This is a genomic window from Nocardioides anomalus, from assembly GCF_011046535.1.
In the GTDB taxonomy this organism is placed as follows: Bacteria; Actinomycetota; Actinomycetes; order Propionibacteriales; family Nocardioidaceae; genus Nocardioides; species Nocardioides anomalus.
Genome location: NZ_CP049257.1, coordinates 4,168,231 through 4,180,954, shown reverse-complemented (window position 1 = coordinate 4,180,954; position 12,724 = coordinate 4,168,231). Strand labels below are relative to the sequence as shown.

Sequence of the window (12,724 nt, the reverse complement as noted above, 5' to 3'; positions counted from 1 at the left end):
AAGGAGTCCCATGCACCGTCCGCACACCCTCCTGCCCACTCGGGTGGCCGCCCGCTCCGCCGACGAGCGCGGCATCACCACCGCGGAGTACGCCGTCGGCACCGCCGCCGGCGCCGGCTTGGCCGGGCTGCTCTACAAGATGCTCACCGGCGGCTTCGGCGACAAGCTGCTCAAGCTGCTCTACGACCACGTGCTCGGCCTGCTCGGGATCGGCTGACCGTGGCCTCGTCACCGCGGGCCCGGGTCGTCCGCACCCGGTGCACCGAGCGGGGCGCCGCCACGGCCGAGCTGGCCATGGTGCTCCCGCTCCTCGTGGCCGTCGCGATCGCGCTGGTCTGGCTGCTGTCCGTCGGCACCGCCCAGGTCCGCGCCGTCGACGCCGCCCGCGAGACCGCCCGCGCCCTCGCCCGCGGTGACGACGAGGCCGAGGCCGTCGGCCGCGGCCGCACCGTCGCCCCCGACGGCAGCACCATCGCCGTCACCCGCTCCGACGGCGAGGTCCACGTGACCGTCACCGGCCGCGTCCGCGGCCCCGGCGGCCTCCTGGCCCACGTGCCCTCGCCCCGCCTGCGCGCCGAGGCGGTCGCCGCCGAGGAGGACACCGGCCTGCCCCTCCCCTTCACCACCGGCGACGCCCCGTGACCGCGCCCCGCCCCGCCGACCAGCGCGACCGCGGCTCCGCCACCCTCTTCGCCCTCGCGGTCATCGGCCTGCTCGCCCTCGTCGGCGGTGCCCTCGGCGTGGTCGCCGCCATGGTCCACGCCCACCGCGTCGCCCAGTCCGCGGCCGACCTCGCCGCGCTCGCCGGCGCCCAGGCCCTGGTCCGCGGCGCCGATCCCTGCTCGGCCGCCGCCACCATCGCCACCGCCAACGGCGCCACCCTGGACACCTGCGCCACCACCGCCGCCGACGTCACCGTCCAGGTGAGCGTCCGAGGCCCACACTGGCTGGCCCAGCGCCACGACCTCTCCGCCCAGGCCAGGGCCGGCCCCGCCTGAGGGAGGGGAGGCGCTGCCGGCGCCCGCCGGCCGCGACTTCGCCGCGTGGGCGGTGGCCCCCACCCGGACACGGCCCCCGGCCGGCGCGGGTGGTGCGTCCCTAGAGCGTCGGGCGGTTGCGGTCCTCGTGCTCGTCGACGTCCATGCGGCGCTGGGCGTCGACGGAGTCGAGCTTCTCGGAGAGCTCCTCGAGGCGCTTCTGCTCGCGACGGCGGGCCCACGAGCGCTTGGAGCCGGACTTGAGGAGCCAGAGCCCCCACCAGACGGCGACGGCGGCGGCGACGCCGACCAGGAAGAGGGCGACCGGGCTGAGCTCGATGCCGGCCAGCTTGAGGGTGGTCCCGTCGAGGTCGACGGTGAACAGGCCGAGGACGATCGCCAGCGCGCCCAGCGCGATGAGGACCAAGCCGAGGATGACCATGCCCGGACAGTAGCGGCCGGGGCCGCTGCCGTCACGGACCCAGCAGTACGTCGAGCAGTCGGACCGCACCGGCCTTGTCGAGCGGGTTGTTGCCGTTGCCGCACTTGGGCGACTGCACGCAGGAGGGGCAGCCCTCGAAGCACTCGCAGGCCTCGATGGTCTCGCGGGTGGCGGTGAGCCACGCCCGGGCGGCGGCGTAGCCGCGCTCGGCGAAGCCGGCGCCGCCCGGGTGGCCGTCGTAGACGAACACGGTCAGCTGGCCGGTGTCGGGGTGGTGGGCGGTGGAGACGCCGCCGATGTCCCAGCGGTCGCAGGTGGCGAACAGCGGCAGCAGTCCGATCGAGCAGTGCTCGGCGGCGTGGGCCGCGCCGGGCAGGTCGGCGGCGGCCAGGCCGGCCGCGTCCAGGGCCGGAGCGGGCACCGTCCACCAGACCGCGGTGGTCCGCAGGGTGCGGGGCGGCAGGTCGAGCGGCTCCTCGCCGATGACCTCGCCGGACGGCTGACGACGCAGGAGGAAGGAGACGACCTGGTGGGTCACGTCGACCGACCCCACGGACAGCCGACACGAGCCCCACGCGGACGACGACGTCTCCGACACGATCGCGATGTCGGTGGTCTCACGCGCGGTGGTGGAGTACGCCGGCTCGGCGCGCGCCAGGACCGCGACGTGCTCGTCGAGCGAGAGCGAGGAGACGAGGTAGGTCTCGCCGCGGTGGACGTACACCGCGCCGGCGTGCGCGGTGGAGTGCGCCGAGCCGGCGTCGACGGTGCCGACGACGCGTCCGGTGTCGGCCTCGACCAGCGAGACCGGCGGCCCGCCGGCCGAGCGGATGTCGGCCAGGTCGGAGGCGCGGCGGCCGTCGGTCCAGAACCAGCCCGCACGCCGCGCGCGCAGCAGCCCGGCCCGCACCAGCTGGTCGACGACGCCGCGGGCGGTCGGCCCGAACAGCGGCAGGTCCTCCTCGGTGAGGGGCTGCTCGGCCGCGGCCGCGCACAGGTGCGGGCCGAGGACGTAGGGGTTGGCGGGGTCGAACACCGTCTCCTCGACGGGCTGGCCGAGCAGCGCCTCCGGGTGCGTGACGAGGTAGGTGTCCAGCGGGTCGTCGCGGGCGACGAAGACGCCGAGCGCGGCGCCGCCGGTGCGGCCGGCCCGGCCGACCTGCTGCCAGAACGCCGCGCGCGTGCCCGGGAAGCCGGCCAGCAGCACGGCGTCGAGGCCGGAGACGTCGATGCCCAGCTCGAGGGCGTTGGTGGCGGCGAGGCCGACCAGCTCGCCCGAGCGGAGCGCCCGCTCGAGCTCGCGGCGCTCCTCGGGCAGGTAGCCGCCGCGGTACGCCGCGACGCGGGACGCGAGCGAGGGGTCGACCTCGGAGACCAGCGAGGCCGCGGTGAGGGCCACCTGCTCGGCGCCACGCCGCGAGCGGATGAAGGCGAGCGTGCGGACGTCGGCGCAGACCAGGTCGGCCAGCAGGTCGGCGGCCTCGGAGGAGGCGGCCCGGCGGAGCGGGGCGCCGTTCTCGCCGGCGAAGGAGGTGAGCGCCGGCTGCCACAGGCCGAGCGACACCTCGCCGCGGGGCGAGCCGTCGCCGGTGACCGGGAGGACGTCGAGGCCGGTGAGCCGGGAGGCGTGGTCGGCGGGCGCGGCGACGGTGGCCGAGGCGAGGACGAAGGTGGGTGAGGCTCCGTAGAGCGCGCAGACGCGCCGCAGCCGCCGCAGCACCTGGGCGACGTGCGCGCCGAAGACGCCGCGGTAGTGGTGGCACTCGTCGACCACGACGTAGGCGAGCGAGGCGAAGAACGAGCGCCAGCGCTCGTGGCCGGGCAGCAGCGAGTGGTGGAGCATGTCGGGGTTGGTGAGGACGTACTCCGCGTGCTCGCGCGCCCACTGCCGCTGGTCGCGTCCGCTGTCGCCGTCGTGGGTGGTCACGCGCAGGTCGAGGCCGAGCGCGGCGAGCCCGGCGAGCTGGTCCTGGGCCAGCGCCTTGGTGGGCGCCAGGTAGAGCACGGTGGCGCCCCGAGCACCCCGCGCGGACCGCGAGGACAGGCACCGGGTCAGGGCGGGCAGCTGGTAGGCCAGCGACTTGCCGGAGGCGGTCCCGGTGGCGACGACGACGTGCTGCCCGGCGTGCGCGGCGTCGGCGGCGACGGCCTGGTGCTGCCAGAGGGAGGCGACGCCCCGGGCGGAGTGCGCCGCCACGACGGCCGGGTCGGCCCACCCCGGCCAGGGCGCGGTGACGGCCGGCCGCTCCGGTCGCACCTCGAGGTGGACGAGGCGCCCCTCGCGCCCGGGGACCGCGGCCAGCCGCTCGAGGACCGAGGTCATCGAGTCGGTTCCGGCGGGAGGCGCGGTCATCGCCTGCAGCATGACCCACGGCACCGACGGCGGCCGCAGGCGGACGGGGGAGTGGTCGACCCGGGGGGTCGGGAACCAGCCCGGAACTGGTCGCGTCCTTGTTGTGCGACCTTTGTACGAGTCTCGGGTCGGCGTGGTTTCATTGGACACGCTGAGGTGGCGGGGTCACGTCTCCCCGTCGTGCTCGGCGCCAGAACACAGGGGAGTGGACGTGGACCTGACGCTTGCGACCAACGACGTCGACGGGGCGACGATCATCGCCGTCGGCGGTGAGATCGACGTCTACACCGCCCCCAAGCTGCGCGACAAGATCACCGAGCTCGTCTCCGACGGCGTGTACGACATCATCGTCGACATGGAGGCGGTCGAGTTCCTCGACTCCACCGGCCTCGGCGTCCTGGTCGGCGGCCTGAAGAAGGTGCGCGCCCACGAGGGCTCGCTGCAGCTGATCTGCACCCAGGACCGCCTGCTCAAGATCTTCCGCATCACCGGCCTGGCCAAGGTCTTCGTCATCCACGACTCGGCCGACGGCGCGCTGGCCGCTCGCTGAGCCGAGGCGGACCGCGGAGCCGGGCTGGAGCCCGGCCCGACACGCCCGAGTGCTCCGGGTCACACCCGGTGCTGTGATGGGCGACACCATGCGTAGACTCCCGGACGTTCCGCGCCTCGGGGGCGGGCCCTCGTCCGCGTGCACTGCTGTGCCCGCGCAGGCGGCGCCGCGCCCGCAGACGCAGGCTTTCGACACCTGAGTCTCAGGAAGGACAACGCATGACCGGGTTCAACCCCGCGGTCACGGCGATGGCGGACGTGGAGGTCACCGGGGGCAACCTCGTGCTCGTCGTCATCGTCGCGCTGATCGCCATCGGCGCTCTGGCCATGGCCGTGATGTTCCGCAAGGAGGTGCTCTCCGCCGGTGAGGGCACCGACAACATGAAGAACATCGCGCTCGCCGTCCAGGAGGGCGCCGACGCCTACCTCCAGCGCCAGTTCCGCACGCTGGCCATCTTCGCGGCCATCGCGTTCGTCGCCCTGTTGGCCCTGCCCGTCGGCGACATCGACAGCGCCTGGGTGGTCCGGATCTTCCGGTCGGTCTTCTTCCTGGTCGGCGCCGGGTTCTCGGCGGCGGTCGGCTACCTCGGCATGTCGCTGGCCGTGCGCGCGAACCTCCGGGTCGCCGCGGCCGCCAACACCCAGGGCCGCGAGGTCGCGATGAACATCGGCCTGCGCACCGGCGCCATGGTCGGCATGCTCACCGTCGGCCTGGGCCTGCTGGGCGCCAGCGTCGTGGTCATCATCTTCCAGGACAACGCCCCCAAGGTGCTCGAGGGCTTCGGCTTCGGCGCCGCGCTGCTCGCCATGTTCATGCGCGTCGGCGGCGGCATCTTCACCAAGGCCGCCGACGTCGGCGCGGACCTGGTCGGCAAGGTCGAGCAGAACATCCCCGAGGACGACCCGCGCAACGCGGCGACGATCGCCGACAACGTGGGCGACAACGTCGGCGACTGCGCCGGCATGGCGGCCGACCTGTTCGAGTCGTACGCCGTGACGCTGGTCGCGGCGCTGATCCTCGGCTCGCAGGCCTTCGGCGACAAGGGCCTGGTCTACCCGCTGCTCATCCCCGCCATCGGTGCGCTCACCGCGGTCGGCGGCGTCTACCTGACCCGGCCGCGCCCCGGCGTCAACGGCCTCACCACGATCAACACGGCGTTCTACATCTCCGCGGCCATCGGCGCCGTGGTCAGCGTCATCGTCTCCTTCGTCTACCTGCCGACCTCGTTCGACGACTTCGGCCGGCTCGGCAGCGCGCTGGACGCGATCTCCACCGAGGCCCCCGACGGCAACCCGGCGCTGATCGCCTCGATCGCCGTGGTCATCGGCATCGTCCTGGCCGCGGCCATCCTCAGCCTCACCGGCTACTTCACCGGCACCGAGTACAAGCCGGTCAAGGACGTCGGCAAGACCTCGCTGACCGGTGCCGCGACCGTGATCCTGTCCGGCCTCTCGGTCGGCTTCGAGTCGGCGGTCTACACGACCATCGTCATCGGCGCCGCGGTGTTCGGGGCGTTCCTGCTCGGCACCGGCTCGCTGGCCATCTCGCTGTTCGCGGTGGCCCTGGCCGGCTGCGGGCTGCTGACCACGGTCGGCTCGATCGTGGCCATGGACACCTTCGGCCCGGTCTCGGACAACGCCCAGGGTGTGGCCGAGATGTCCGGTGACGTGAGCCCCGAGGGCGCGCAGATCCTCACCGACCTCGACGCCGTCGGCAACACGACCAAGGCCATCACCAAGGGCATCGCCATCGCCACCGCGGTGCTGGCGGCCACGGCTCTCTTCGGCTCCTACGCGACCACGGTCCTCGAGGAGCTCGGCACCGAGAACGCCGACGAGCTGCTGCACGCGTTCGTCTTCGACCCGTCGGTGCTCGTCGGCGTGCTGCTCGGCTCGGCCGTGGTGTTCCTCTTCTCCGGCCTGGCCATCAACGCCGTCGCCCGCGCCGCCGGCGCGGTCGTCTACGAGGTCCGTCGCCAGTTCCGCGAGATCCCCGGGATCATGGAGGGCACCGGCCGTCCGGAGTACGGCAAGGTCGTCGACATCGTCACCAAGGACTCGCTGCGCGAGCTGATCACGCCCGGCGTGCTCGCGGTCCTCGCGCCGATCGCCGTCGGCTTCGGCCTGGGCTTCACCGCGCTGGCCGGCTTCCTGGCCGGTGCGATCGGCACCGGCACGCTGATGGCGGTCTTCCTGGCCAACGCCGGTGGCGCCTGGGACAACGCGAAGAAGCTCGTCGAGGACGGCAACCACGGCGGCAAGGGCTCGGAGGCCCACGCGGCCACGGTCATCGGCGACACCGTCGGCGACCCGTTCAAGGACACCGCCGGCCCGGCCATCAACCCGCTGCTCAAGGTGATGAACCTGGTCTCGCTGCTGATCGCGAGCGCGGTCGTCTCCATGAGCGTCGGCGACGACCAGCACGACGTGCTGCGCATCCTCATCGCGCTGGTCGCGGCGGCGATCATCGTGGCCGTCATCTACATCTCCAAGCAGCGCGAGACGACGATGGGCGACGACGCCGCCCCGCCCGCCGCCTCCGCACCGACGACCGACCCGGCCGTCACCGCCTGACCCGCTCCACCCGACGACCCGCCCGTGCTCGGCACGGGCGGGTCGTCGGCGTCGTGGGCCATGACCTGCGAGGTCATCGACAGCCCTACCCGCCGCTGCCAGCCTGAGGGCATGGACACCGCACCCAGGCGGTACGACGCCACGCTCCGCGTGGTGATGTGGCTCGACGCGTTCTGGTCGGCGGTCGCCACCCTCGTGGCGATCGGGGGGCTCGCTGCTGGTCGGCCTCCTCGGCCTCCCGCACGCCGCGCACCTGGCCGTGGGCATCAGCGCGCTCGTCGCCGCGGTGTTCCTGGGCGCGTGCGGCGCGGTGACCGGCGTCCTGCTCATGCTGCGGATGAACGCCGGGCACTACACGATGCCGCCGGACCTCCGCGTCCCGCTGCCGCGCGCGATGGTCCCGCCCATCGGCCCGGACGCGTGAGCGGGGCCCCGGCCCCGGCGGTCGGACCGCTGCTGCGGCAGTGGCGCGAGCGCCGCCGGCTGAGCCAGCTCGAGCTGTCGAACCGCGCCGAGGTGAGCACACGTCACCTGAGCTTCGTGGAGACCGGCCGGTCCCGGCCCACGCCGGAGATGATCGAGCGGCTGGCCGGCCACCTCGACGTACCGCTGCGCGAGCGCAACCGCCTGCTGCTCGCGGGCGGGTACGCCCCCGCCCACCCGCAGCACGGCCTCGACGAGCCCGCGCTGGCCGAGGTCCGCGCATCGCTGCGCCAGGTCCTCGCGGCCCACGAGCCGCACCCGGCCCTGCTGCTCGACCGCTGGTGGGAGCTGGTCGACGCCAACACCGCGGTGGCGCCGCTCCTGGAGGGCGTGGACCCGCGCCTGCTGGAGCCGCCGGTCAACGTGCTGCGCCTGTCCCTGCACCCGGACGGCCTCGCGCCACGGATCGTGAACCTCGCCCAGTGGCGCGGCCACCTGCTCCACCAGCTCCACCAGCGCATCGAGCGCACGGCCGACCCGGACCTGGTCGCGCTGGCCGAGGAGCTGGCCGGCTACCCGGGCGGTGTGGCGCCCGCCGGACCGCACGACGTGGTCCTCCCGCTGCGGCTGCGCGCGCCGGACGGCGAGGCGGCGTACGTCACCATCACCGCCCACGTCGGCACCGCCGCCGACGTGACCCTGGAGGAACTCACCGTCGAGGCCTTCTACCGGCTTGCCTAGGGTGGGCGGGTGCGCGAGACCAGCCCCGAGGTGCCGGCCCGGCTGCGGGAGGCGCTGGTGTCCGCGGACTTCACCGTCGACGCGGTGCGCGCGCTCCTGGGCGAGGTGGCCGACGGCGGCCTGCTGCGCAACGAGACCACGCCCGCGCTGCGCCGCACCGCCACCGACGACGGCCCGCTGGCCACGCTGACCCGGCTGTTCCTCCTGCAGACCAAGGTGAGCGCGGACGCGGCCGAGCGGGCGCTGCCCGGTCTCGTCGACCGGCTGGCCGCCGAGGGCGTGCTGGACCGCTCGGTGAGCGAGGTCGCGGCGCGCCTCGACGTCCGTCCGTACGACGCCGACGGCCAGCCGCTCTGGGTGGTCAGCGACCTCACGCCGGGGCTGGACGGGATGCCGCAGCGGGTCGGCGCCGACCACGTCCTCGGCATCAGCCCGGCGTCGACCAGCCTGGCCCAGCTCACCCTGCGCCACGACGTCGGCCGCAGCCTGGACCTCGGCACCGGCTGCGGCGTCCAGGCCCTGCACCTGGCCGCGCACAGCCGCAGGGTCGTGGCCACCGACGTCAACCCGCGTGCGCTCGGCGTCGCGCGCTTCAACGCCGCGCTCAACCAGGTGGCCGACCGCGTCGAGGTCCGCGACGGCTCGTTCTTCGAGCCGGTGGCCGGGGAGCGCTTCGACCTGATCGCCACCAACCCCCCGTTCGTCATCTCGCCCGCGACCGGCGAGCGCCTGGTCTACCGCGACTCCGGCCTGCCGGGTGACCGCGTCGTCGAGGACATCGTCCGCGCCGCGCCCGACCACCTGACCGAGCGCGGCTGGTGCCAGGTCCTGGCCAACTGGGTCGTGGAGCGCGACCGCCCGTGGGACGAGCGGCTGGCCGGCTGGCTGGCCCCCGAGGTCGACGCCCTCGTCGTGCAGCGCGAGACGCTCGACCCGGCGGCGTACGTCGAGCTGTGGCTCAAGGACTCCGGCCACCACCCGAGTACGGGCGGCGACCCGGCGGAGTACCACCGCCGCTACGACACCTGGCTCTCCTGGCTGGAGGAGCACGGCGTCGAGGCCATCGGCTTCGGCTGGGTGAACCTGCGCAACGGCGGCACCGGTCGCCACGACCTCTGGGACTGGCCGTACGACGTGGAGCAGCCCATCGCCCCGGCCATCGGCGCGTGGCACGACGCGGTGGTCACCGAGGTCGGGCCCGAGGCCGTGCTGACGCTCCGCCCCGACGTGCGCCAGGAGACCGTCGGCCCGGCGGGCGCCGAGGACCCCGAGACCCTCGTGCTGCGCCAGCAGCGCGGCTTCCGCCGCGCCCGCCAGGTCGACACCGTCACCGCCGCCCTGGTCGGAGCCTGCGACGGCGAGCTCCCGGTCGGTGCCCTCCTGGACGCCGTCGCCCAGCTCCTCGACGAGGAGCCCGCCGCCCTGCGCGAGGACACGCTGCCGGTGGTGCGCGAGCTGGTGGACGAGGGGTTCCTGGTCGCCGGTCAGCCGTAGCGGCCCCGGGCTGCGAGGTCCGCCCCGACGCCGTCGTGACGGTGGCCACGGGCCGGACGTCGACGCCCGCCGCGAGCCCTTCGGGAATGCGGAGTCGCCTGCACGCGCTACCGTGGCCGACCGTGACCCCGCTGGACAGTGGGGTCGCGGCACGCAAGAGACGAGGAAGTACTACTCAGTGGCACACAAGTTGGTGATCGTCGAGAGCCCGGCGAAGGCCCGCACCATCGGCGGGTACCTCGGCCAGGGCTACGTCGTCGAGTCCTCCATCGGCCACATCCGCGACCTGCCGCAGAGCGCGGCCGAGACTCCGGCCAAGATCAAGGACAAGCCGTGGGGCCGGCTGGCCGTGGACGTCGACAACGGCTTCGAGCCGTACTACGTCGTCCCGCGCGACAAGAAGGCGCACATCTCCAAGCTCAAGACCCTGCTCAAGGACGCCGACGAGCTCTACCTCGCCACCGACGAGGACCGCGAGGGCGAGGCGATCGCCTGGCACCTGCTCGACGAGCTCAAGCCCAAGGGCATCCCGGTGCACCGGATGGTCTTCCACGAGATCACCAAGCAGGCCATCCTCGCCGCGGTCGCGAGCCCGCGTCAGATCAACGACGACCTCGTCGAGGCCCAGGAGGCGCGCCGCATCCTGGACCGCCTCTACGGCTACGAGGTCAGCCCGGTGCTGTGGAAGAAGGTCATGTCCGGCCTCTCCGCGGGCCGCGTGCAGTCCGTCGCCACGCGCCTCGTGGTGGACCGCGAGCGCGAGCGGATGGCCTTCAGGGTCGCCTCCTACTGGGACCTCGAGGGCACCTTCGACGCGGGCGCCCAGAAGGACCCGCGGATGTTCCCGGGCCGGCTCTACGCCATCGACGACGTGCGCGTCGCGGGCGGCTCGGACTTCGCCGACGACGGGACGCTGAAGGACAAGAAGGGCGGGCGCGTCCACCTCGACCGCGCCGGCGCCGAGGGGCTGGTCTCCGCACTCGCGGACACGACGTTCTCGGTGCGCTCGGTCGAGGCCAAGCCCTACCGCCGCCAGCCGTACGCGCCGTTCCGCACCACCACGCTGCAGCAGGAGGCCAGCCGCAAGCTCGGCATGTCCGCCAGCGTGACCATGTCGGTGGCGCAGCGGCTCTACGAGAACGGCTTCATCACCTACATGCGCACCGACTCGACCACGCTGTCGAGCTCGGCGATCGGTGCGGCCCGGACCCAGGTGCGCGACCTGTACGGCGAGGAGTACCTCCCCGACGCGCCGCGCGAGTACGCCTCCAAGGTCAAGAACGCCCAGGAGGCGCACGAGGCGATCCGCCCGGCCGGCGAGTCCTTCCGCACGCCGGCGCAGACCGGGCTGACCGGCGAGCAGTTCCGGCTCTACGAGCTCATCTGGATGCGCACGGTCGCCTCGCAGATGAAGGACGCGGTCGGCCAGTCGGTCTCGGTCCGCCTCGGCGGCGCCGCCTCCGACGGTCGCGACGTGGTGTTCTCCGCCTCCGGTCGCGTCATCACCTTCCACGGCTTCCTCAAGGCCTACGTCGAGGGCACCGAGGGCGGCAAGCGCTCCGACGACGACCAGGTCCCGCTGCCCGAGCTGGCCGAGGGCGACGGGGTCAGCGCCGCGGCCCTCAACGCGCTGGGCCACGAGACCAAGCCGCCGGCCCGCTACACCGAGGCCACCCTGATCAAGGAGCTCGAGGACCGCGAGATCGGCCGGCCCTCGACGTACGCCTCGATCATCGGCACGATCATCAACCGCGGCTACGTCTACAAGAAGGGCACCGCGCTGGTGCCCGCGTGGATCGCGTTCTCGACGATCCGGCTGCTCGAGGAGCACTTCCCGCGGCAGATCTCCTACGAGTTCACCGCCCGCATGGAGGACGTGCTCGACGAGATCGCCAACGGCCAGAAGGACCGGCAGAGCGAGCTCGCGGAGTTCTACTTCGGCTCCGGCGACGTCGAGGGCCTCAAGAAGCTCGTCGACGAGCTGGGCGACATCGACGCGCGCGAGCTGGCGACCTTCCCCATCGGCGGTCCGGACTCGGACATCCACCTGCGCGTGGGTCGCTACGGGCCCTACCTCGAGGGCCCGGACGACGAGGGCAACCCGATCGGCAAGCGGGCCAACGTCCCCGACGACCTCCCGCCCGACGAGCTGACGCTCGAGAAGGCCAAGGAGCTGTTCGCCAACCCCGCCGGCGAGGAGATCCAGCTCGGCGTGCACCCGGACACCGGTCTCGAGGTGGTGGCCAAGAACGGCCGCTACGGGCCCTACGTGACCGAGCTGCTACCTGAGGACTCGCCCAAGAACGCCAAGCCGCGCACCGGCTCGCTGTTCAAGTCGATGTCGCTGGACACGGTCACCCTCGAGGACGCCGTCAAGCTGCTCTCCCTGCCGCGCGTGGTCGGTGAGGACCCGGAGTCCGGCGAGGAGATCACCGCGCAGAACGGCCGCTACGGGCCCTACCTCAAGAAGGGCACCGACTCCCGGTCGCTGACCTCCGAGGACCAGCTGCTCACCATCGGGCTCGACGAGGCGCTCAAGATCTACGCCCAGCCCAAGCAGCGCGGCCGGGCCGCCGCCGCCCCGCCGCTCAAGGAGCTCGGCAACGACCCGGTCTCGGGCCAGCCCGTCGTGGTGAAGTCCGGTCGCTTCGGCGAGTACGTCACCGACGGCGAGTACAACGCGACCCTGCGCAAGGACGACACGGTCGAGGCCATCACCCTCGAGCGGGCCGCCGAGCTGCTGGCCGAGCGCCGCGAACGCGGGCCGGCCAAGAAGGCGGCCAAGAAGGGCACGAAGAAGGCGCCGGCCAAGAAGGCGGCCGCCAAGAAGACCTCGGCCAAGAAGACGGCCAAGAAGACGACCAAGAAGGTGGCGAAGAAGGCGTGAGCGCCTACTGGATCGCGGAGTACGACGAGGTCACCGACGACGCCAAGCTGGCGGCGTACGCCGCCCTGGCGGGTCCGGCCATCCAGGCGGCGGGTGGGCGCTTCCTGGCCCGCGGACTGCCGGAGCAGACCTACGAGGCCGGCCAGACCACCCGCACCGTCCTCATCGAGTTCGACTCGGTGGCGGCCGCCACCGCGGCGCACGACAGCCCGGCCTACCAGGAGGCGCTGGCCGCCCTGGGCGACGGCGCGGTCCGCGACATCCGCATCGTCGAGGGCGTGTGA

Annotated in this window: 12 protein-coding genes; 10 read left to right on the top strand and 2 right to left on the bottom strand. The window is 73.4% G+C overall.

Translation table 11 applies throughout. The annotated features are described in order from the left end of the window. Positions 1–10: 10 nt before the first annotated feature. From G5V58_RS20840 to G5V58_RS20830, 3 genes are read left to right on the top strand one after another with little or no spacing between them, the layout of a single operon-like run. Positions 11–217, top strand: a complete 207-nt coding sequence (locus tag G5V58_RS20840; RefSeq protein ID WP_196240531.1) for a DUF4244 domain-containing protein — start codon at positions 11–13, stop codon at positions 215–217. A 2-nt stretch (positions 218–219) separates the two neighbouring features. Then, positions 220–642: a TadE family protein gene (locus G5V58_RS20835; RefSeq protein ID WP_230486808.1), complete on the top strand. Its 423-nt coding sequence runs from the start codon at positions 220–222 to the stop codon at positions 640–642. Then, complete coding sequence (locus tag G5V58_RS20830; RefSeq protein ID WP_165236895.1) at positions 639–998, top strand: Rv3654c family TadE-like protein; 360 nt, start codon at positions 639–641, stop codon at positions 996–998. Before G5V58_RS20835 ends, G5V58_RS20830 begins: the two co-directional genes overlap by 4 nt. A gap of 100 nt (positions 999–1,098) precedes the next feature. Here the strand turns inward: G5V58_RS20830 and G5V58_RS20825 are convergent, their stop codons facing one another. Then, a complete protein-coding gene (locus G5V58_RS20825; protein WP_165236893.1) occupies positions 1,099–1,419 on the bottom strand; it encodes a hypothetical protein in 321 nt (106 codons plus the stop codon). Between the two features lie 31 nt (positions 1,420–1,450). Further along, complete coding sequence (locus G5V58_RS20820) at positions 1,451–3,772, bottom strand: DEAD/DEAH box helicase (protein WP_230486807.1); 2,322 nt, start codon at positions 3,770–3,772, stop codon at positions 1,451–1,453. Positions 3,773–3,983: 211 nt separating this feature from the next. Between G5V58_RS20820 and G5V58_RS20815 the strand changes: the two genes are divergently transcribed. From G5V58_RS20815 to G5V58_RS20790, 7 genes are all read left to right on the top strand, one after another. Next, the gene (locus G5V58_RS20815) at positions 3,984–4,322 is read left to right on the top strand and encodes an anti-sigma factor antagonist (RefSeq protein WP_165236891.1); all 339 of its coding nucleotides are present in this window, start codon (positions 3,984–3,986) and stop codon (positions 4,320–4,322) included. 218 nt (positions 4,323–4,540) lie between these two features. After that, positions 4,541–6,895 carry a sodium-translocating pyrophosphatase gene (locus G5V58_RS20810; protein ID WP_165236881.1) on the top strand — a complete coding sequence of 785 codons (2,355 nt, stop codon included), beginning with the start codon at positions 4,541–4,543 and terminating at the stop codon, positions 6,893–6,895. A gap of 259 nt (positions 6,896–7,154) precedes the next feature. After that, positions 7,155–7,319: a hypothetical protein gene (locus G5V58_RS26165; RefSeq protein WP_230486806.1), complete on the top strand. Its 165-nt coding sequence runs from the start codon at positions 7,155–7,157 to the stop codon at positions 7,317–7,319. Beyond that, positions 7,316–8,059: a helix-turn-helix domain-containing protein gene (locus tag G5V58_RS20805; protein ID WP_230486805.1), complete on the top strand. Its 744-nt coding sequence runs from the start codon at positions 7,316–7,318 to the stop codon at positions 8,057–8,059. The genes G5V58_RS26165 and G5V58_RS20805 overlap by 4 nt, the downstream gene beginning before the upstream one ends. Before the next feature lie 9 nt (positions 8,060–8,068). Continuing rightward, positions 8,069–9,553, top strand: coding sequence for a DUF7059 domain-containing protein (locus G5V58_RS20800; RefSeq protein ID WP_165236880.1), 1,485 nt, complete (start codon positions 8,069–8,071; stop codon positions 9,551–9,553). Positions 9,554–9,731: 178 nt separating this feature from the next. Further along, on the top strand, positions 9,732–12,440 hold the full coding sequence (gene topA, locus G5V58_RS20795; RefSeq protein WP_165236879.1) for a type I DNA topoisomerase: 2,709 nt from the start codon (positions 9,732–9,734) through the stop codon (positions 12,438–12,440). Next, a complete protein-coding gene (locus tag G5V58_RS20790; protein WP_165236878.1) occupies positions 12,437–12,724 on the top strand; it encodes a DUF1330 domain-containing protein in 288 nt (95 codons plus the stop codon). Before topA ends, G5V58_RS20790 begins: the two co-directional genes overlap by 4 nt.

Coding starts and splice junctions, on each gene's coding strand:
- G5V58_RS20840 (WP_196240531.1), top strand. CDS start 11: ATGCACCGTCCGCACACCCTCCTGCCCACTCGGGTGGCCGCCCGCTCC.
- G5V58_RS20825 (WP_165236893.1), bottom strand. CDS start 1,419: ATGGTCATCCTCGGCTTGGTCCTCATCGCGCTGGGCGCGCTGGCGATC.
- G5V58_RS20820 (WP_230486807.1), bottom strand. CDS start 3,772: ATGACCGCGCCTCCCGCCGGAACCGACTCGATGACCTCGGTCCTCGAG.
- G5V58_RS20810 (WP_165236881.1), top strand. CDS start 4,541: ATGACCGGGTTCAACCCCGCGGTCACGGCGATGGCGGACGTGGAGGTC.